This is a genomic window from Pseudomonas sp. FW305-3-2-15-C-LB1 (assembly GCF_058787615.1).
This window is the reverse complement of record NZ_JBYSZX010000014.1, coordinates 41,491-60,912: the sequence shown is the minus strand read 5'-3', so window position 1 is coordinate 60,912 and position 19,422 is coordinate 41,491. Positions and strand designations below refer to the sequence as shown.

Sequence of the window (19,422 nt, the reverse complement as noted above, 5' to 3'; positions counted from 1 at the left end):
AGCTTTTATGTTTTCGTTGTCTACTAAGCCGTGCCAGGCGTTACCGGGTTTCAGCAGGACCTACCAACGTGGAAAATTGACCCTCGGCTTGTTTTTCCCGATTGAGGCGTACGAGGGCGATATGCCCACCATGTACAACCAGGTGACGTTGGCCCAGCAAGCGGAAAAAGCCGGTTTTGCGTCCTTATGGTTTCGCGACGTGCCGTTGCGGGATCCGACATTCGGTGACGTAGGGCAAATCTACGACCCCTGGACTTACCTTGGCTTCATTGCCGGACAAACCCAGGATATCGCGCTGGGTACTGCTGCGATTGTTGTGCCCATCCGTCACCCGCTCCATTTGGCCAAGGCTGCAGCGAGCATTGATCAGCTCAGCGGCGGCCGATTATTACTTGGCGTGGCGTCTGGCGACCGCCCGGTGGAATACCCGGCCTTCAATGTCGAATCGCAAAGCCGTGGCGAGCGATTCGTTGAACATTTGGAGGTCATTCGCAAAGCCCTCGGCACCCAGTTTGAACCCATTCGCTGGAGTGAAGGCGAGTTGAGTCATGCCGATCTGGTCCCCAAACCCTTCGGTCAATCCATTCCCTTGTTCGTCACCGGCAGTAGCCGCCAGACATTGCAGTGGATTGCCAGAGAAGCTGACGGTTGGATCTCTTACCCGCGCGGCATGGATAAGCAACGGGATATCGTTCGCCTCTGGCAGGAGACAGTACGCGAGCAGGCAGGCGATGCGTTCAAACCCTTCAGTCAGTCGCTCTTTATCGACCTGACAAACGATCCTGATACTGCCCCCACACCGATCCACCAAGGTTTCAGGCTGGGCCGCAATGCGCTTTTGGAGATGCTGCACACGCTGCAATCCTTCGGCGTGAATCACGTGATGATACAACTCAAATATGGCCAGCGTCCGGCATATGAGGTGTTGGACGAATTGTCGGAATTTATCCTGCCGCATTTCCCTGCGTTGGTTTAAGTTCATCGAACAAAGCAAAACGCAGCCCTGAGGCTGCGTTTGTGTTCTCAGGGCTTGGCATTACCTGCTCACAGTTTGTGCTCGGTGTTCCAGGCCTTGATGGCTTCCGTCGCCACCCGGAACGCCGCGAGTGCGCTAGGCACGCCCGCGTAGATCGCAGCCTGCATCAACGCTGCGCGGATCTCGTCCACGGATACACCATTGGTCAACGCGCCCTTCACGTGCACGCCGAGTTCATGGTGCTGGTTCATGGCCGTCAGCATGCCGATGTTAAGCAGGCTGCGTGTTTTGAACGGTAAGGTCTCATCACCCCACACTGCGCCCCAGCAATACTCGGTTACCAACGCTTGCATGGGTTTGTTGAAGTCGTCAGCCGATGACCAGGACTTCTCAACGTGGGCGGCACCCAGGACGCTTTTTCGATTCTCGAAGCCTTTATCAAACAGTTCGTTATTGCTCATGGTTTCACCTGGCTCAGGGGAGGGGAGAGGTTATAGGTTGATGTCGATATCGCGCGTCTCGCGCAGAAAAAACAGGCCGACTACGAACGACACGCCGATCCAGGCCACCGGATACCAAAGGCCGAAATAGATATTGCCCATCTGCGCTGACAGGGCGAAGGCAATGGTGGGCAGCAGTCCGCCGATCCATCCACTGGCAAAGTGGTAGGGGAACGACATGGACGTATAGCGAATACGCGCCGGGAACATTTCCACCAGCATGGGCGCTACCGGCGTCAGCGAAATCACGCCGCAGAACACCAGCGCCATTAGCAGCAGGAATACTTTGCCGCGCTGGAACTTCTCAGGGTCCGCTTTGAGAGGGTATCCCGCCTCATCCAATTGGCTCTGCAACGAAGCTTTCAGAGTACCGACGCGGGCTTTGGCGGCCGCCGCGTCGAGGCCGACGGTACCTTCAGAGACCAGCTGTGCCGAACCCACTTTGATTACCGCATTGGCTTGCCCCGGTAGCGATTGGGTTTCGTAGCTGATGCCGGTGGCGGACAGGGTTTGTTTGGCCACGTCGCAGGGACTACTGAAGGTACGGGTGCCGGTCGGATTGAACATGAAAGAGCATTGGGACGTGTCGGTGACTAACGTCACAGGTGTGCGTTGCTCAGCGGCCATCAAGTCAGGGTTGGCGTAGAGCGCCACGCCTTTGTAGATGGGGAAAATAGACAGTGCGGACATCAAAAAACCCGCCAATAGTACGGGCTTGCGCCCTAGGCGATCACACAGCCAGCCCGCCAGCAAAAACATCGGCAGTGCCGTCATCAACGCCAGCGTCAGCGTGGTGTTGGCTTGCTGAGGATCAACTTTGAGGTTCTGTGTCATGAAGAATGTGGGGTACAACACTGCAATGTAATAGGCACAAGTCATGCCTCCACAGATGCCGAACAAGGCGATCACCAGGCGGCGCAGGTTGGTTTTGTCCAGAAAGGTTTCGCGCAGCGGTGATTTCGACAGACGCTTTTCGGCTTTCATTTTTTTGAACGCCGGCGACTCTTCCATGCCCATGCGTACGGAAATCGAAATACCCAACAACACCAACGAAAACAGGAATGGAATACGCCAGCCCCAGGTGTTGAAGTCATCGCCGCTGATGTAACGGCACGCCAGAATCACACCGAAAGCCAGCAGCAGCCCCAGGGTGCCGGTGGCCGAAATCCACGCCGTATTGAGGCCGCGCTGGCGATTAGTTGAGTGCTCCGAGACGTAGGTCGCTGCACCGCCGTACTCGCCGCCGAGCGCCAGGCCCTGCAGCATCCGCAGTGCTATCAACAGGCTGGGCGCAAGGATCCCGGCGTATTCATAGGTCGGCAGCAGGCCCACCGCAACCGTAGAAATACCCATGATCACAATGGTGATGAGGAAGGTTTTCTTGCGACCGATGCGGTCGCCGATACGCCCAAACACGATTGCACCAACGGGGCGCATGACGAAGCCGACAGCAAAGGTCAACAGCGCGAAGATAAACCCGGTAGCGGTGTCCAGGCCCGAGAAGAAGTTGATCGCGATCACCGACGCCAGCGCGCCATACAGGGTGAACTCATACCATTCGAACACGGTGCCCAGGGACGCGGCAGCAATTACTTTGAGGGTAGAGCGATCTACACCTCGGGTGGCGTTCAAGTCCACCGACTCAGCAGTCGTTTTCATTTTTCACAACCTGTCTTGTTTTTATGGGTGTGTTCAGTTGGCAGGCGCGTAGCCGACGATGGCTTTGGTTTCCAGGTATTCCATGAGGCCGTGCGCACCCCACTCTCGGCCATTGCCTGACTGTTTAAAGCCGCCGAATGGCGCGCCGATATCGGCAGGCGGATAGTTCAGGTGGACTTGGCCGGCACGCAGGCGTCCGGCTATGTCGCGGGCGCGGCTCAAATCAGCGGATTGCACGTAGGCAGCCAAACCGTAGGGCGTGCCGTTCGCGATTTGAATGGCTTCTGTTTCGCTGTGATAGGCAATGATCGACAGCACCGGGCCGAAGATTTCCTCTTGGGCAATGGTCATGTGAGGGGTTACGTTGGCGAACACCGTAGGCTGGGCGTAATAGCCTTTCTGCAAGCCAGCAGGACGGCCGATGCCACCGCAGATCAGCTCGGCGCCTTCGTCAATGCCGGTTTGCACAAGGGTTTGAACGCGTTCGAACTGAGTCCGGTTGACCAGCGGTCCGAGCTGAGTGTTTTCATCCTGCGGATCACCGACACGGTACTTCACGACTTCGGCCCGAGCGATTCGCACCACGTCGGCCATGCGTTCTGCCGGCACCAGCATGCGGGTCGGGATCGAGCAGGATTGCCCGCTATTGGTGAAGCACGCGGCGATACCCTTGGGAACGGCCTGACTGAAATCTGCATCGCCCAGTAATATATTTGCGGACTTGCCCCCTAGCTCCTGAGCGACGCGTTTGACCGTATCGGCTGCAGTTTTCGCTACGCGGATGCCGGCCTGGGTTGAGCCAGTGAACGACACCATGTCGATGTCCGGGTGCTCGCTGATAGCGTGGCCTACAGTGGGACCGTCGCCATTGACCAGGTTGAAGACCCCCGGCGGCACGCCAGCTTCGTCCAGCACTTCGGCAAACAGCAAGGCTGAGAGTGCAGAGAATTCACTGGGCTTGAGGACGATCGTGCAGCCAGCCGCCAACGCAGGAGCGATCTTCACCACGATTTGGTTGATCGGCCAATTCCACGGAGTGATCAACCCGCACACGCCGATGGCTTCGCGACGTATCTGGGTCGTGGCATGCTGCTCGTCGAACTCAAAGTTGCGCAGTACGCGAATGATTTCCTCGATATGCAGCGAGCCTCGTGCCGCCTGGGCCGCGCGGGAGAAGGCAATCGGCGCGCCCATTTCCAGGGTCATCGCCTGGGCAAACTCCTCGTATCGGCGTTTGTAGATGCTCAATACGCGCTCGAGTAATTCGATGCGTTGCCCGGGAGTCCAGCGTGAGTATTCCGTGAATGCGCGGCGTGCGGCTTGAACCGCGCGATCCACGTCTTCGGAACTGCCCATGGCCAGTTCGGCGTAGGCCTGCTCATTCGCCGGGTTGATCAACGTGAACGTTGCTTTGCCGATCGGCGCGACCCATTGCCCATCAATGTAAAACTTGTTTGTAGGATACATAGCGACACTCCTGCTCAATCGAACGTGATGATCTGGCGAACGGCTCGGCCGTCACGCAGGCGATCCATGCCGACGTTGATCTCATCCAGGGTCAATCGGTGCGTCACCAGTTTGTCGATCGGCAGTCGACCGAGACGGAACAATTCCAGATAGCGTGGGATGTCGCGGCTAGGCACGCTGCTGCCCATGTAGCTGCCGCGCAAGGTGCGCTCGTCAGCCACCAAGCCAACCATGGGCACCTCAAATGTTGCGTCAGGTCGAGCCAGGCCTGCGGTGACGACCTCGCTGCCGCGCTTGCCGACTTTCCAGGCCGTTTGCAACGCAGCGGATGCTCCGGCGAATTCCAGCGCCACATCGACACCGCCGCCGGTCAGATCTCGGATGGCTTCGACCAGGTCCGGGTCGGCCGCATTAAACACATGCTGAGCCCCCAACGATTTGGCCATCGCCAGTTTTTCCGCATTGGTATCGATTGCGATCACCTGGCTTGCGCCGGCCGCCAACGCGCCTAGTTGTGCAGCCAGACCTACGCCACCCATGCCGACGATCGCGACGGTCGAGCCGAGCTTGATACTGGCGGTATTGGTCGCAGCGCCCACGCCTGTCAACACGGCGCAGCCGAACAGCGCCGCATGTTCCAAGGGAATATCTCGGGCCACGCGCACCAATGAGCGCGTCGAAACCACAGCGTATTCGGCAAACGCAGAGATGCCCGAGTGATGATTGAGGATTTGTTCCCCACGCTGCAGGCGACGATCACCGCGCAACAGCGTGCCGGCCGCACCCGCTACCGCGCCGGGTGCGCAAAGAGCAGGGCGCCCGCCCGAACATTCAACACAATGACCACAGGAGGCGACGAAAACAGTCACAACATGATCGCCGACAACCAGATCGTCGACATAAGGTCCGACCGCCATGACAACACCGGCCGCTTCATGGCCAATCACCATTGGCAGTGGGCGCGGCCGCACGCCTTCGATCACGGACAGATCGGAATGACAGATGCCTGCGGCAGCGATCTTGATCAATACCTCACCGGGTCCGGGATCGCCCAACTCGATCGTGGTGATGCGCAGGGGTTGGCTTTGGGCAAACGGTGCGGGCAAACCCATCTGGTCCAGCACGGCGGCTCTGATTTGCATGTGAGGTTCCCTCTGAATCGATTGTTTTTGTGGAGTGAGGTTAACCACTCGTATCGTATCACTGTATTACAATCTTACAGCTTCAACAATGCAGTTGTTGCGCAGCGGCTGTGAAAAAATTGCAATACAATAAGCCGATCAATCAATCAGATCGTAGGTGAGCCTCGTGTCACCAGAAGCCACGGAGAAAGGAATGGAAAATGAAGAAATGCCGGTGATGGGCCGGCCGGAAACCTTGCGCGGTCAAGTTGAGACATTTCTGCGTGAAGCGATCATGAATGGCCGATTCGCGCCTGGCGAACGACTTGTCGAGCGTGAACTGTGCGAGCTGTTGCAGGTGAGTCGACCACCTTTGCGTGAAGCCCTGCGTCGACTTGAAGCAGAAAAGTTACTCGTGATAGTGCCTCACAAGGGGCCTGTGGTCGCCAGTCTGGACATCCGTGAGGCCAAAGAGCTCTATGCGTTACGCGCTTTGCTTGAGGGCTTCGCGGTGCATGAATTTGCGCGCCTGGCGGACGCCGCGCAGATCAAAGCGTTGGAGCGGACCGTGAAGGAGCTGCATGCACAGGCGAAGATTCCCAATCGCCGAGCGCTACTGGTCGCCAAGACGAAAATTTACGATGTGCTTTTAGGTGGCAGTGGCAACCGCCTGATCAATGAGGTGCTCCAGGGGCTTCTGTCGCGCATCAACCTGCTGCGCGCTACGTCATTTTCCCGTCCTGAGCGTTTGGCCGAAAGCCTGGCGGAAATTGACGAAATGGTGGCTCGCATCAAGGCCCGCGATGCCGAAGGCGCTCGTGAGGTTGCACAGCAGCACATCAAGAATGCCGAAAATGCGGCGTTAGGCATGCTGGAAAGTAACGACTGATAGGTTTTATGTAAGATTGACATATTGTAAGACAATGCTTAGGGTGTTCTCACAAAGCAGGCCAAGGTATGTGCACGAAGTGGCCAGAGAATAATTCTACAAGCGAGAAACGATATGAATGACGTTAAGCAAGGCACGCGCCCTACGGTCCTGTTCATTGGTTTGGGCATGATGGGGCGCCCGATGGCGAGTCTTATTGCCAAGGCCGGTTATCCCTTGCTGGTAAGCGACACGAATGACCAGGCCGTCACCGACATGTGCGCAGAAGTGGGCGCCCGACGTCTTGAAAGTGCGCAATCGCTGGCCGACGTCCGTATCGTTATCACCATGTTGCCCAACTCTCGCATCGTAAATCAGGTCCTGATGGGCGAGAACGGCGTCGCCAAGCGCCTGGGGCAGGGAGCTTGTGTTATCGACATGAGTTCCTCCGAACCGCTCGAAACCCAGTCATTGGCCAAACAGCTCAATAGGCTCTCGCTGGATTTTCTCGACGCGCCGGTTTCCGGTGGCGTGAAACGCGCGATTTCAGGGACTCTGCAAATCATGGTGGGTGGGGATGCCGATGTGCTTCAGCAGCACAGCGCGCTGCTAGACGTCATTGGCAGTTCAACCCATGTAGGCCCAAATGGCGCAGGCCATGCGGTCAAGGCGTTGAATAATTTCGTGTCTGCCACTGGGCTGTTAGCCACTGTGGAAGCGCTGCATGTGGGCGAAAAGTTCGGTGTGGACCCAGCCGTCATGACCAGCGTGCTCAATAATGCTTCAGGCGGTAACTTCACCACGGCCAACAAGGTCAATCAGTTCATGCTCAGTGGCACGTATGCATCGGGCTTCGCTTTGCAACTGATGGTCAAAGATCTGAAGATCGCCGTCACCCTCGCAGAACAGATGGGTCAGCAGATGAAGCTCGGTCATGAGTGCCTGGCGGTATGGCAGGAGGCGGCGCAAAGCACCACGCCTCATACCGATCACACCGAGATGTATCGCATCATCGACGCTCACGGCTAGTCGACAACTGCATGCTACCTTCCGGGGTGTCATCGCCGCGCTCCGGCTCTTCGTCCAACGCCTGAGTATCTAAACCATGTACATCGCTTGCGCGATTGAGCCTTTTGATGTGTTCGCGGTGAAATATGCCGAGCATCGGCGCACGGCTTCGTCGAACTTTCTCGGCGGCGACCCGCACGATGGGCCGATGCCCATGGATTATTTTATCTGGGTCGCAACCAACAGCACGGGCACTTGGGTGATCGACACCGGTTTCAACCAGACCACTGCGCAACAGCGCGGGCGAGACTTCATTCGCTGCCCTGCTGAATCATTGCTGATGCTCGGTATTGAGGCGGCCGCCGTCGACAACGTGATCATTACCCATCTGCATTACGACCATGTGGGCAACTTCGATCTGTTCCCCGCGGCGACCTATCACCTTCAAGACAGCGAGATGTTGTTTGCGACCGGGCGGCACATGGCGCACAAGTGCGCGCACGAGGCCTATGACGTCGAAAATGTGGTTGGAATGGTGCGGGAGGTCTACCGCGGGCGTGTGCAGTTTCATGACGGCGACGCCACATTGGCGCCAGGTCTGTCTGTTCACCTGGTGGGAGGCCACACCATGGGCTTGCAAATCGTGCGCATATTCACTCGCCGAGGTTGGGTGGTACTCGCGTCCGATGCCAGCCACTACTACCGCAACTTCATTGAGGACCGCCCATTTCCCATCGTCTTCAATGTGGACGATATGCGCAGTGGCTGGGCTCGGATCAGATCGCTGGCCGATTCCGAGCATCATATAGTGCCGGGCCATGATCCCTTGGTGATGAATCTCTATCCGCGCCTTGCTAACGCGTCCGACGGCTCGATCTGTGTACTCCATGATCATCCCGCAGAGCGTTGATTCCTGATCAATATTATTTGTATGAACAAGCAAATCTTATTGTTTTTATTCTTGTCGCCTGCCCGCTACTGTCCAACCCGCGCGTGACCAAGTCTCAGCCTGACTCAGGGCTACCTCGTTCTACGCAATCCACTAATAAAAATGACTCGATAACACTCTGGAGTGCCGATGAACGTCAAACAGAAATTGACCTGGGCGTTTGTTGTCATCGCCTGCTTGCCTGTCTGCCTGATTGCAACACTGGTCGTCATGGATCTGCGCAATGACGCACGCCATGATTTTATTGAAGGCAGCAGTCGCGAAATACGCCAAGTCGATACCGCGATGCAGTTGTACTTTGAAAGCATTCGTCAGAATGTCGATTACCTCGCCTCTCAGCCGATATTGCGCACTGCTGACGGTAGCCTGAAAAACTACAGCGGAGCCGATGCTCCTAGCATTGCGCAAGGCGCATTGGATAAGCGGATCTTCGATTTCTATGCCCATTTGGCCAATAGCCACTCGGCTTATTCCAACATCATCTTCGGTAACAGCGCCGGCGGTTTCGTTTCCTGGCCCGACAATCCCAATCGCGCTAATTACGACCCCCGCGAACGGCCTTGGTATAAGTCTGCGTTAAGCAGCCCAGGCAAGACTCTGCGTACCGATGCTTACTACTACGCCCCTAAAGATGCGGTGTATGTCAGCGTCGTTCGCAGTATCGATACCCAACTGGGTAGCAACAGCGGCGTGATCAGTATCGACGTATCATTGCAGCAACTCACCGAAATCATTAAGCACATCAAACTCGGCGAGAGCGGCTACTTGATGCTGGTCGAGCGCGACGGCAAGGTCTTGGTAGACCCTCAGCAACCTGATCATAACTTCAAGACCTTGACGCAGATCGGCAGCGGCTATGACCAGTTGGCCAAACCTGGGAAAGGCGCGTTTGAAGTTGAGCTCAATGGTGAGCGCTACATGGCTAACGTCTGGCCCTCCGAGCAACTGGGTTGGAGTTTTATTGGGCTGATCAAACAACAGGAGGTCATGAGTTCCGCGACCCACCTTGCCTGGGTGATTGCGATTATTGCGGGCGTACTGGCGCTGGTATTTGCGCTGGTCGGCGCGAGCTTCGCAGGCTTGATCGTACGGCCAATCCGCGGCGTCGCCAGTGGCTTGCAAGGTATCGCCGAGGGTGATGGCGATCTTACGCAAAGCCTGCACGTGCGTGGCAATGATGAAACCGCGCAGTTGGCCCGTTGGTTCAACCAATTCCTGGCGGCCATCCGCAACATGATCAGCAGTATCGGCCAGGCCGCACATAACATTCTGACGACATCCCAGGCCGCTACGCAGGTTTCCAGTGATATGGCCGACGTGGCCGGGCGACAGCGCGAGGCCGTGGACATGGTTTCAACCGCGTTTCATGAAATGGTTGCCACCGCCAACGAGATTGCGCGCTCATGTACCCAGGCCGCGGAGTCGGCTGACAGCGGTTGGATAAAGGCTCGTGAGGGGCAGCAGCAGATAGACGCGGCGGTCAGCAGCGTTGACCAACTGAGTCATGAAATCGAGAAGTCTGCCGAATCGATGCAACAACTGGAGCGTGATAGCAATGATATCCAGTCGATCCTGAGCACCATTCGCTCGATCGCCGAGCAGACCAACCTGCTGGCGTTGAATGCCGCCATTGAGGCGGCGCGTGCGGGCGAGCAGGGGAGGGGGTTTGCCGTCGTGGCTGATGAGGTGCGCGCGCTGGCCAAGCGCACGGCGGACTCCACCGCCGAGATCGACGGCCTGCTGGGCACCTTGGCCAAGCGCACGGGGCTCGTTACACAGCAGATGCGTGCCAGCCTGGACGTTTCGCAACAGTCGGTAAACCGTATCGGAGTGGCGCGTACCAGCTTTGGACTTATTCGTGATTCAGTGGATGTGATTCGAGACATGAATACTCAAATCGCCACAGCAGCCGAAGAACAACACCAGGTGGCAGAAGGCATCAACCTGCACATCAGTCAGATCCATGGGGATGCGCAACGTGTAGCGGAACTGGCCGAATCGGCGCGGCTTAACTCTTCGGGCCTGGCCGGGTTGTCCGCCGAACTGGACAGCCTGGTCCGGCGTTTCCGTACTTGATAGCCGCGCAGGACGAAGGCCAATATCGGCATTGGCCCTCGAGGTGTGACGTTATTGCTTACTCATACCAGGCAGGGGATTTAAGCGCGTTACGCACGAACTCGGTGCTGTGACCGATCCACAGTTGCGAGTGGGTTTGCTTGAGAAAATCCTCCATGGCCTGTCTCGACTCCGGTGTACCGGCATGCTTTTCCTTATCAGGCATGCGGTTCTTCGTGCGTTCTTCGGGGTAGTGATAAAGATCGCCGGAGATCAGGACCCCACCAAATTGCTTGAGCTTCACATACAGTGATTGGTGGCCGGGGGTATGGCCTGGGGTTTGCTTCAAAATGACTGAGCCATCGCCGAACACATCGTGGTCGCCCTTAAACAATTGCTGTGGGTTGTGTTTGAGTGAGGCAAAAGACGCTGCGTTTTCCGGGGTGGCCTGTGCAGTGAACATGAAGTCCTGCTCTGCTTTGGAGGTCAGCCAGGTTGCGCTCGGGAATTCGCTGATGTTACCCACGTGATCGAAATGCGAATGAGATAGCGCAAGGTAGTTGATGTCCGAGGGTGCGACTCCGATGTCGGCCAGCTGGCTGAGCAGTGTTTTGGTGACAATCTGGCCATAGCCATCGATCGTATTTTCATAAACCGGGCGCCCGATCAACCGGTCGGACAGTCCGGTGTCGAACAACAAAACACCGTTGGGGTGTATCACCAGGTAGCAGGTGACGGGCATGTTAGTGTCGACCACTTCCTCACGCGTCAGATTGTAGGACTCCGGATGGTTGTAAATCAGCTGTCCGCAGTCGAGCACATAGACGCGCGGCGTTTTAACAATCGGCAACGGCGCCATTGCGGGCCGATGCTGTGCCGCAGAGGAGGGGAGCGTTTGGGCGTTAGCCCAGCCTCCACTGCATAGCGCCGCTGCCATGCATAGGCTCAACCCAAATTTATTCGTACTCACTACAGTGCGTTCTTTTTTCATCACGTTCTTCTTGTTTTAAGAGGGGAATGATTTCGCGCTCGTTGCATTTTCAGCATTTCCCAACGGTTGGCTGGGGCAGGTCACCTGAGAGCAAGGACGCCTCGCGCAGACAATAGGCGCGCAAAACAATCTAAATAATTGTATTACAATATGTCAATATTATTGTGTTGTGATTTTGGGGGGCGATGTTTGAACCGGGCATGATTTATTACAACTGGGTTCTGATTCGCGCTATTGACCTCGCGCTCACTGCAGACGACATCAGTCAGCTCAATCAAGTCAGCGAGCTTCCTCCCGAATGCCCGGAATGGATGCTTGAAACTCAATGTGCTGATGGTTTGGGCGATAGGGATCTGTGGGATGCCGTGGCGACCCGCTTCTCTTGAGGAGCAAGCCGCCCAAGCCGCCAAAGGCGCGCTGTATATGCCTTTGTACGTGTCTCGAGCGGGTGTAACGTCCGACCCTTACTTCACTGCATATACCTTGCGTACATACACAGCGCTGCTCCACGCACACGGTGCGCCCTTGGCAACAAAAACGGTGTCGCCGGTACCGACTGTGACTGTTGTGTCAGCGTCGTCTTGTAAGGTAACGCTGCCTTCCAGCAGGTACATCAATTCATGCAGTTTGTGCGGCCGCCCATGGCGAGCGTAGGGCGTCGAATCCCATAGGCCGACGCGCAGTTCGGTGCTGGCATCGTCGAACAGGTTGAGCGCGCGGCACTGTGGGGTGGGACCGATCAGGATCTGTGGTTCTGGCGCGGCGGACGGGTTCAGCTGGGTGTGGGGCGCCAGCAAGGTCAGGCCTGGGCGAGCGGGGACATTCGCAAGGTCGACGGCGCAGAAGGCCCATTGGCTGTCGCTGCTTGCCTGAAGGGTGAGGCGCGTACCAAGGCCGATCACTGCGCAGTCTCCTACGCCAAGTTCCAGCGTCAGTGTTGCGCTGTTCAGCACCACTGAACCCGCGTGTACCACTAGCGTTTCACTGTAAGGGTAGGAGTCGATCACGCTGTTGCCGCTGAACGAAACCAGGCCAGCAGATACGCCGTCGTCGCCTTGCCAGGCAATTTGACGCGTTTCACCGAAGGGGTCGAGTTCGCCCAGCGCTGCGCTTTTGAAAGGGGTAGGGACGCGGCTGCCGTCGGCACGCGCCAACAGCAAAATGCGGGGAGATGACATGGTAATGCTCCGGGAGGAAAGTCAGCCAATCGCCTGGGTAATCAGGGCAAACGGGTGGACGCCGCGGCTGGATTGGGGCGGGGTGCCCAGGGCCATCTGCGCAACGGTGTCGATGTTTTTCAGACCGGCCTGTTCGAGCCAGTCACTGAGGCCGCAGGCGACGGGGATGTCGATGCGTACGAAGGCATCTGGCACCTGCGCCAGCAACACGCCGATCAGGTGCTTGGCCTGGTTGATATTCTCGGCCACCACCGGGCCTATGCAGCGCCCACGCCCGAACGGGCGCAACAGGGCGAAGCCTCGGAGTTCACCGTCGCGCTCAATGCCCACAGCGTGTTCTACCTGGAGGTCGCGCAATACGTCGCGACGGTCCAGGCCACTGGCAGCCTTGGCCAGGGCCAGCAAGGCGGCGTGGTCGTTAGTTTGCAGCGGGCGGCAAGTTTCACCCTGACTCAGCTCCGGCAGCGTAGGCACTTTAATCTGGCCCTGGTGCTGCTGCACTCGCCCAAACTCAACAAAGTCCTGGCTTTCATATAACGGCGCGCCCGCTAGCGTCGCGTTGAGCATTGGCGTACGTGTTCCACAGGCGGCGAGAGCCTTTTCCATCAAGCGGCGGCCTACGCCCTGGCCTTGGTAGTCATTGCTGACGATCACCAAACCGATGGTGGCGTAATCGCCCTGAGGGCATGTAAAAGCGCTGCCGATGAGACGCTCGCCATCGAGTACCACGAAGCCGTCGCTGACCCGTTGCAGCATTGCCCAGTCTTCCAGGCGATGGGGCCATTTGAGTTGTACTGACAGTGCGTGAGCGGCAGGCAGATCAGCCTCGGTCATCGGGCGGTAGACATAAGTAGGGTGCGGCAGGGCGGACATGGCGAGTCTCCATAAACGATGTGTTTGCAGCGCGAGAATGCCTGTATCCCACCTGCCCGAAATGCTGGCAAGAGGGTTAGACACATTCGGCAGATTCCATGTGCCGCACACCACAAGACCATAGTTACTACTTAATTGCACCCTGAGGTCAGCAGCAAATGCCAGGCGTTTTTTTCTACGATGGAGGCCTGCGTTTTCGCGCACCGTGACCCTTCTGGAGTACCCCATGGACAGCTTCGACCCTCGCCTTATCGCTGTGCGCAGCGCCCACTTTTTCGGCGGTCAATACCGTGACGCCGGCCCCGGCATGGAAGTGGTGCGCCCCTCGGATGGCGTGGCTTACGCCGAGCTGCCGGTTGCCGATGCCGACGTTGTGGACGAGGCCGTCAACAATGCCTGGCACGCCTTTACCCACAGCGATTGGGCCAGCCGCCCACCCCGTGAGCGAGCGCGGGTGATGCGTCGTTGGGCCGATCTTATTGAGGCCGACGCGGCGGTGCTGGCACCGCTGGAAGCAGTCGGTTCGACGCGGCCACATAAAGATGTGATTGCATGGGACATTCCCTATGTTGCGGAAGGGATCCGTTTCTTTGCCGAGATGGCTGACAAGCATGGCGGCAGTGTGGCGGCGACCCAGACCGATCGTCTCGGGATGCAGATTGCCGAGCCCTATGGCGTGATCGCTGCGATTGCACCGTGGAATTTCCCCCTGAGCATGGCGTCATGGAAAGTCGCCCCGGCGCTGGCAGCGGGGAATGCAGTGGTGCTCAAACCTTCGGAGCTGACGCCCTTCAGCAGCCTGCGGTTTGCCGAGCTGGCGCTGCAGGCCGGGATTCCTGCTGGCATTTTCAACGTGGTGCAGGGCGACGGTCGCACCACCGGCGATGCGCTGTGTCGCCATCCGCGTATCGGTAAGGTGACCTTTACCGGCTCCACCTCCACCGGCTCCAGCATCATGTCCACTTGCGCGCTGATGGGACCTAAGCCGGTGACATTGGAGTTGGGTGGCAAGAGTCCGCAATTGGTGTTTGCCGATGTGCCGGACATCGCCAAGACCGCACGTACCGTGGCACTGGCAATCACCGGCAATGCGGGGCAAGTCTGCGTGTCGGGCTCACGGTTGTTGATCGAGCGATCGATCATGGCCCCCTTCATCGAGCATTTGCGGGGGTATTTCGAGGGGTTGAAGCCGGGGCCGACGTGGGCATCGGAAAGCACCCTGTCGCCGATTATTTCGAGACTGCAGGCCAGCCGTATCGACGGTATCGTGCAACGTGCACGGCAGGCAGGCGCCGAGGTGCTGACTGGGGGTGGTTTGTTTGAAGGGCTGGGAGGCGCCTATTACCGACCGACGTTACTGACCGGGGTAAATGATTCGAATCCTGCCGTGTGTGAAGAGATCTTCGGGCCCGTGTTGACGATCCAGTCGTTCGATACCGAGGATGAAGCGCTGAGCCTCGCTGCGCATGCCACCTACGGGTTGGCAGCGGGGGTGCATACGGCGGATATCAATCGTGCCCTGCGTCTGGTGCGTGGCCTGGAAGTGGGGACGGTGTGGGTCAATCGCTACGGCCGTAGCAACGACTACATCTTGCCGACGGGCGGCTACAAACGTTCGGGTATCGGCAAAGACCTGGGGCGTGAGGCCTTTGAGGCCAACCTGCGCTTCAAAAGCGTACTGATTGATATCGAAGCACTTTGATCTTCGGGAGCGGGCCTGCCCGCTCCCTGTTTGGACCTCCCCCCCGCAATAGCTTGATATTTCCCTGCGCCGCATAAAAAACTGTCTCCACCACACTTTCTGCCGCTTCAAGCGCGCATTCTTAAGCCTGTGCCTCCCAAAAGCTCCCTTAAAGCGCACAAATACGGGCCCTGCCCAAGCCTGGCACGTACCGCAAACTCTGCTGAGGCCTGCCCTCAAAACGGTGGTTTGTATCGAGCGCAGGTCGTTTTAGACGGCATATGCTGATTTCACAGTGGTGTAATGAACCTGTGCTGCAACGAGGCGATCGGGCCACAAGAGCAGCGAACGCAGGCCACACTCAACGAACTTCAGGACCGCACTCAATGAGCTTTCTTCGTCCCAAATTCATTACGTTCGACTGCTACGGTACGCTGACCAACTTTCACATGGGCACGATGACCCGCGAGCTCTTCGCCGATCGCATCAAGCCCGAGCAGATGGATCAGTTCGTCAAAGACTTTTCAGCCTACCGCCTTGACCAGGTCATGGGCGACTGGCGTCCCTATGATGAAATCCTCAAGACCGCCCTGGCACGTACCTGCAAGCGCTGGGGTGTCGACTACCGCGAAGAAGGCCAGCTGTATTACGACGCTGTGCCGACCTGGGGTCCGCATGCCGATGTGCCGGCCGGTTTGTCGAAGATCGCCGACAAGATCCCCCTGGTGATCTTCTCCAACGCAATGGACAGTCAGATCATGTCCAACGTCGACAAGCTCGGCGCGCCTTTCCATAAAGTGTTCACCGCCCAACAAGCCCAGGCCTACAAGCCGCGTCTGGCGGCTTTCGAGTTCATGCTCGACAACCTCGGTTGCGGCCCGGAAGACATCTTGCATGTGTCTTCAAGCTTCCGTTATGACCTGATGTCGGCCCATGACATGAAGATCAAACACAAGGCCTTCGTTGCCCGTGGCCACGAAACGCCCGCTAACGCGTCATTCGGTTACCAGCAGATCACCGACATCGGTGGGCTGCCGGCGCTGGTCGGCCTGTAATCGCATACCTGGGGGTAAGACATGGGCAGTGAATCCTATTGGCTCGACACCGCACCGGCCTTTACCAGTGCCCAGTTGGGTGGCTTGCCCCGGCAGGTCGATGTGGTCGTGGTCGGCGGTGGGTTCACCGGCCTGGCGGCGGCGCGTGCGCTGGCACTCAAGGGTGCCAGCGTGGCAGTACTCGACGCTGGACGGGTGATCGGTGAAGCCTCAGGGCGCAACGGTGGGCAGTGCAACACCGGGGTGGCTCAGGATTACGCCGGATTGCACGCCAGCCTGGGTGCGGCCAAGGCTCGCGCCTACTACCAGGCCTACGAAAGCGCGGTGCACACGGTGGTTTCGCTGGTGGAGCAGGAAGGGATTGCCTGCGACCTGGTACGTAACGGCAAGCTCAAACTGGCGGCCAAGCCGATGCATTACGAAGGCCTGGCCCGCACCTTCGAGCTGATCCGCCAGGAAGTGGATGCCGACGTCGAGTTGCTCAACGCCGAGCAAACCCGCGCCGAAGTCAATTCGACGCAGTTCCATGGTGGCTTGCTGCAACGCAACGGGGTGCAGATGCACGTTGGGCGCTTTGGTGTCGGCCTGGCCGACGCGGCAGCACGGCAAGGTGCGATGATTTATGAGCACACGGCAGTCAAGGACTGGAAACCCCAGGCCAACGGTTACCAAGTCAACACCGCCAAGGGTTCGTTGCACGCCGGGCAAGTGCTGCTCGCTACCGGCGCCTGTCAGCATGGCGACTTGGGCTGGTACCGCCGACGCATCGTGCCGGTGGGCAGTTTTGTGATTGCCACCGAAGTGTTGCCCCAAACCCTGATCGACCAGTTGCTGCCCCGGCATCGGGCCTATGTGACCAGTCGCATGATCGGCAACTACTTCCGCCTCACCCCGGATAATCGCCTGCTGTTTGGCGGACGTGCGCGGTTTGCCATGTCCGACAGCGTTTCCGACGCCAAGAGCGGCAAGGTGTTGCAAGCCGCGATGCTGAACATGTTCCCGCAGCTGGCGCACGTGAAGATCGATTATTGCTGGGGTGGCCTGGTGGACATGACCTCCGACCGTCTGCCTCGCGCCGGCCAGCATGGCGGTGTGTTCCATTCCATGGGCTACAGCGGCCATGGTGTTCAGATGTCCGTGCACATGGGCCAGGTGATGGCTGAGGTCATGGCGGGTAATACGGCAGCCAACCCGTGGGGCGAACTGGACTGGCCCGCAATCCCTGGACACTTTGGCAAGCCTTGGTTCCTGCCTTTTGTGGGCGCTTATTACCGCTTTCAGGATTATCTGCACTGAGTTCTTGCGTCACCGTCGTTTGCGTTTCCAGGACGCTGTGGACATCTGCAGCACTCGATTCTTCCAATTCTCGACAGGTAGCCTTGATATGACTGACAACAAAAAAACTCCCGAGCTTATCTCCGGCCAAGACAGCCTGCGGGTATTCGAAAGCCTCAATCGTGGCATGTCGCGTCGCAACGCCCTGCAGATGCTGGGCGTTGCCGGTGTGGCCGCCGCCGGCGCAGGCAGCCTGTTCGGCGCCGCCGGCAAGTTGTTCGCAGATGAAGCCGCCAGCCCGGGCAAGGGCAAGCCCGGCGGCAAGATTCGCGTCGCCGGCATGTCCAGTTCCACCGCCGATACCCTCGACCCGGCCAAGGGCGCGCTGTCCACCGACTACGTGCGCCATTACATGTTCTACAACGGCCTGACCCGTTTCGATAAGCACTTGGTACCGCAACTGGAACTTGCCGAACGCATCGACAACAGCGACGCTACCCTCTGGACCATCACCCTGCGCAAAGACGTGACGTTCCACAACGGCAAGGGTCTCACAGCCGCCGATGTGGTGTTCTCCCTCAGCCGACATAAAGACCCGCTCACCGGCTCCAAAGTCATGCCGCTGATGGAGCAGTTCAGTGAGATCAAGGCCAGCGGGCCGAATGAAGTACAGATCCGCCTTAGCGCGCCTAATGCCGAGTTGCCGTCGATTCTCGCGGTGTCGCACCTGTTGATCGTTCCCGAAGGTACCACCGACTTCAATAAAGGCATTGGCACCGGCCCGTTCACTGTCGGTGAGTTCAAGCCCGGCGTGCGTTCGATTGCGGTGCGTAACAAGAACTACTGGAAGCCGGGCCTGCCGTACCTCGACGAAATCGAGTTCATTGCCATCGGCGACGAGCCATCACGTGTCAACGCGCTGCTATCCGGCGACGTGCACATGATCAACGAGGTTAACCCGCGCTCCACGACACGCATTGCTGCCAGTACCAAACACCGTGTCGTCGATGCACCCTCGGGCAACTACACTGACTTGATCATCCGCCAGGATCAGATGCCCGGGAAAAGCCCGGAATTCACCCAGGCCATGAAGCTGCTGCTGGACCGTGAACAGGTCAAGTCCGCAGTGTTCCGAGGCTTTGCCGTGGTGGGGAATGACCACCCGATTGCGCCGGGTTCGCGTTACTTCAATGCCGACTTGCCGCAGACCGTCTACGACCCGGAAAAAGCCAAGTTCCTGCTGAAAAAAGCCGGGATGGAAAGCATCACCATGCCCGTGATGGCTTCACCCGCGGCCACCGGTTCGGTGGACATTGCCGTGCTGTTGCAGCAATCGGCCAAGCAGGCCGGGCTAAAACTGGACGTGAACCGTTTACCGAGTGACGGCTACTGGTCCAACCACTGGATGAAGCATCCGCTGAGCTTCGGCAACATCAATCCACGGCCGAATGCCGATGTGATGTTCTCGCAGTTCTTCCAGTCCAAGGCGCCTTGGAACGAGTCCGGCTGGCAGAACGATCAGTTCGACCAGTTGCTGATGCTGGCCCGTGGTGAGACCGACGACGTCAAGCGCGCCAAGATGTACGCCGACATGCAGACCCTGGTGCATGACCACTGCGGTATCGGTGTACCGGTGTTTATCAGCAACATCGACGGTGTCGACCAGCGCATCAAAGGCTACGACTCCAACCCGCTGGGCGGCTTTATGGGCTACATGTTCGCCGAACAGGTGTGGCTGGACGCTTGAACACAGTGAGGGTAGGGCG

Annotated in this window: 17 protein-coding genes and 1 pseudogene; 11 read left to right on the top strand and 7 right to left on the bottom strand. The window is 58.2% G+C overall.

The features are described from left to right. Positions 1-7 precede the first annotated feature (7 nt). Complete coding sequence (locus AC3WP7_RS23290; protein ID WP_102592124.1) at positions 8-976, top strand: LLM class oxidoreductase; 969 nt, start codon at positions 8-10, stop codon at positions 974-976. Between the two features lie 68 nt (positions 977-1,044). Here the strand turns inward: AC3WP7_RS23290 and AC3WP7_RS23285 are convergent, their stop codons facing one another. Genes AC3WP7_RS23285 through AC3WP7_RS23270 form a run of 4 tightly spaced genes read right to left on the bottom strand, consistent with a single transcriptional unit; the run spans position 1,045 to position 5,744 of the window. After that, a complete protein-coding gene (locus tag AC3WP7_RS23285; protein ID WP_102592125.1) occupies positions 1,045-1,437 on the bottom strand; it encodes a carboxymuconolactone decarboxylase family protein in 393 nt (130 codons plus the stop codon). A 30-nt stretch (positions 1,438-1,467) separates the two neighbouring features. Next, positions 1,468-3,135 (bottom strand): MFS transporter, encoded by a 1,668-nt coding sequence (locus tag AC3WP7_RS23280; protein WP_102642500.1) that lies wholly within the window; start codon positions 3,133-3,135, stop codon positions 1,468-1,470. A 33-nt stretch (positions 3,136-3,168) separates the two neighbouring features. After that, a complete protein-coding gene (locus AC3WP7_RS23275; protein WP_102592127.1) occupies positions 3,169-4,602 on the bottom strand; it encodes an aldehyde dehydrogenase family protein in 1,434 nt (477 codons plus the stop codon). A gap of 14 nt (positions 4,603-4,616) precedes the next feature. Continuing rightward, complete coding sequence (locus tag AC3WP7_RS23270; protein WP_102592128.1) at positions 4,617-5,744, bottom strand: zinc-dependent alcohol dehydrogenase family protein; 1,128 nt, start codon at positions 5,742-5,744, stop codon at positions 4,617-4,619. Positions 5,745-5,937: 193 nt separating this feature from the next. Between AC3WP7_RS23270 and AC3WP7_RS23265 the strand changes: the two genes are divergently transcribed. From AC3WP7_RS23265 to AC3WP7_RS23245, 5 genes and pseudogenes are all read left to right on the top strand, one after another. Then, the gene (locus tag AC3WP7_RS23265) at positions 5,938-6,612 is read left to right on the top strand and encodes a GntR family transcriptional regulator (protein WP_102592129.1); all 675 of its coding nucleotides are present in this window, start codon (positions 5,938-5,940) and stop codon (positions 6,610-6,612) included. Positions 6,613-6,726: 114 nt separating this feature from the next. Further along, positions 6,727-7,620, top strand: a complete 894-nt coding sequence (locus AC3WP7_RS23260; protein WP_102592130.1) for an NAD(P)-dependent oxidoreductase — start codon at positions 6,727-6,729, stop codon at positions 7,618-7,620. 76 nt (positions 7,621-7,696) lie between these two features. Then, positions 7,697-8,509, top strand: coding sequence for an N-acyl homoserine lactonase family protein (locus tag AC3WP7_RS23255; RefSeq protein WP_102592131.1), 813 nt, complete (start codon positions 7,697-7,699; stop codon positions 8,507-8,509). 168 nt (positions 8,510-8,677) lie between these two features. After that, a pseudogene (locus AC3WP7_RS23250) lies at positions 8,678-9,766 on the top strand (cache domain-containing protein); the annotation flags it as partial. Positions 9,767-9,781: 15 nt separating this feature from the next. Then, positions 9,782-10,624 carry a methyl-accepting chemotaxis protein gene (locus tag AC3WP7_RS23245; RefSeq protein ID WP_371918790.1) on the top strand — a complete coding sequence of 281 codons (843 nt, stop codon included), beginning with the start codon at positions 9,782-9,784 and terminating at the stop codon, positions 10,622-10,624. A 58-nt stretch (positions 10,625-10,682) separates the two neighbouring features. On the opposite strand, the gene AC3WP7_RS23240 is transcribed toward AC3WP7_RS23245, so the two are convergent. Then, a complete protein-coding gene (locus AC3WP7_RS23240) occupies positions 10,683-11,594 on the bottom strand; it encodes an N-acyl homoserine lactonase family protein (protein WP_102592133.1) in 912 nt (303 codons plus the stop codon). A gap of 200 nt (positions 11,595-11,794) precedes the next feature. On the opposite strand from AC3WP7_RS23240, the gene AC3WP7_RS23235 reads away from it, so the two are divergent. Beyond that, positions 11,795-11,980 (top strand): hypothetical protein, encoded by a 186-nt coding sequence (locus AC3WP7_RS23235; RefSeq protein ID WP_102592134.1) that lies wholly within the window; start codon positions 11,795-11,797, stop codon positions 11,978-11,980. Between the two features lie 78 nt (positions 11,981-12,058). On the opposite strand, the gene AC3WP7_RS23230 is transcribed toward AC3WP7_RS23235, so the two are convergent. Then, complete coding sequence (locus AC3WP7_RS23230) at positions 12,059-12,772, bottom strand: cupin domain-containing protein (protein WP_102592135.1); 714 nt, start codon at positions 12,770-12,772, stop codon at positions 12,059-12,061. Between the two features lie 21 nt (positions 12,773-12,793). Further along, positions 12,794-13,645 (bottom strand): GNAT family N-acetyltransferase, encoded by an 852-nt coding sequence (locus AC3WP7_RS23225; protein WP_102592136.1) that lies wholly within the window; start codon positions 13,643-13,645, stop codon positions 12,794-12,796. Between the two features lie 226 nt (positions 13,646-13,871). Here AC3WP7_RS23225 and AC3WP7_RS23220 point away from each other — a divergent pair, with 226 nt between their 5' ends. The 4 genes from AC3WP7_RS23220 to AC3WP7_RS23205 all read left to right on the top strand — a co-directional run bounded on the left by AC3WP7_RS23220 (position 13,872) and on the right by AC3WP7_RS23205 (position 19,403). Further along, complete coding sequence (locus AC3WP7_RS23220; protein WP_102592137.1) at positions 13,872-15,347, top strand: aldehyde dehydrogenase family protein; 1,476 nt, start codon at positions 13,872-13,874, stop codon at positions 15,345-15,347. Positions 15,348-15,712: 365 nt separating this feature from the next. Beyond that, a complete protein-coding gene (locus tag AC3WP7_RS23215; protein WP_102592138.1) occupies positions 15,713-16,381 on the top strand; it encodes a haloacid dehalogenase type II in 669 nt (222 codons plus the stop codon). A 21-nt stretch (positions 16,382-16,402) separates the two neighbouring features. Further along, positions 16,403-17,677, top strand: a complete 1,275-nt coding sequence (locus AC3WP7_RS23210) for an NAD(P)/FAD-dependent oxidoreductase (RefSeq protein WP_102592139.1) — start codon at positions 16,403-16,405, stop codon at positions 17,675-17,677. A gap of 88 nt (positions 17,678-17,765) precedes the next feature. Beyond that, positions 17,766-19,403, top strand: coding sequence for an ABC transporter substrate-binding protein (locus AC3WP7_RS23205; RefSeq protein WP_102592140.1), 1,638 nt, complete (start codon positions 17,766-17,768; stop codon positions 19,401-19,403). Positions 19,404-19,422: the final 19 nt, after the last annotated feature.

Bases quoted from the DNA above. Each gene is read 5' to 3' on its own strand.
- AC3WP7_RS23290 (WP_102592124.1), top strand. From the start codon at position 8: ATGTTTTCGTTGTCTACTAAGCCGTGCCAGGCGTTACCGGGTTTCAGC.
- AC3WP7_RS23285 (WP_102592125.1), bottom strand. From the start codon at position 1,437: ATGAGCAATAACGAACTGTTTGATAAAGGCTTCGAGAATCGAAAAAGC.
- AC3WP7_RS23280 (WP_102642500.1), bottom strand. From the start codon at position 3,135: ATGAAAACGACTGCTGAGTCGGTGGACTTGAACGCCACCCGAGGTGTA.
- AC3WP7_RS23275 (WP_102592127.1), bottom strand. From the start codon at position 4,602: ATGTATCCTACAAACAAGTTTTACATTGATGGGCAATGGGTCGCGCCG.
- AC3WP7_RS23270 (WP_102592128.1), bottom strand. From the start codon at position 5,744: ATGCAAATCAGAGCCGCCGTGCTGGACCAGATGGGTTTGCCCGCACCG.
- AC3WP7_RS23265 (WP_102592129.1), top strand. From the start codon at position 5,938: ATGGAAAATGAAGAAATGCCGGTGATGGGCCGGCCGGAAACCTTGCGC.
- AC3WP7_RS23260 (WP_102592130.1), top strand. From the start codon at position 6,727: ATGAATGACGTTAAGCAAGGCACGCGCCCTACGGTCCTGTTCATTGGT.
- AC3WP7_RS23255 (WP_102592131.1), top strand. From the start codon at position 7,697: ATGTACATCGCTTGCGCGATTGAGCCTTTTGATGTGTTCGCGGTGAAA.
- AC3WP7_RS23245 (WP_371918790.1), top strand. From the start codon at position 9,782: ATGATCAGCAGTATCGGCCAGGCCGCACATAACATTCTGACGACATCC.
- AC3WP7_RS23240 (WP_102592133.1), bottom strand. From the start codon at position 11,594: ATGAAAAAAGAACGCACTGTAGTGAGTACGAATAAATTTGGGTTGAGC.
- AC3WP7_RS23235 (WP_102592134.1), top strand. From the start codon at position 11,795: ATGATTTATTACAACTGGGTTCTGATTCGCGCTATTGACCTCGCGCTC.
- AC3WP7_RS23230 (WP_102592135.1), bottom strand. From the start codon at position 12,772: ATGTCATCTCCCCGCATTTTGCTGTTGGCGCGTGCCGACGGCAGCCGC.
- AC3WP7_RS23225 (WP_102592136.1), bottom strand. From the start codon at position 13,645: ATGTCCGCCCTGCCGCACCCTACTTATGTCTACCGCCCGATGACCGAG.
- AC3WP7_RS23220 (WP_102592137.1), top strand. From the start codon at position 13,872: ATGGACAGCTTCGACCCTCGCCTTATCGCTGTGCGCAGCGCCCACTTT.
- AC3WP7_RS23215 (WP_102592138.1), top strand. From the start codon at position 15,713: ATGAGCTTTCTTCGTCCCAAATTCATTACGTTCGACTGCTACGGTACG.
- AC3WP7_RS23210 (WP_102592139.1), top strand. From the start codon at position 16,403: ATGGGCAGTGAATCCTATTGGCTCGACACCGCACCGGCCTTTACCAGT.
- AC3WP7_RS23205 (WP_102592140.1), top strand. From the start codon at position 17,766: ATGACTGACAACAAAAAAACTCCCGAGCTTATCTCCGGCCAAGACAGC.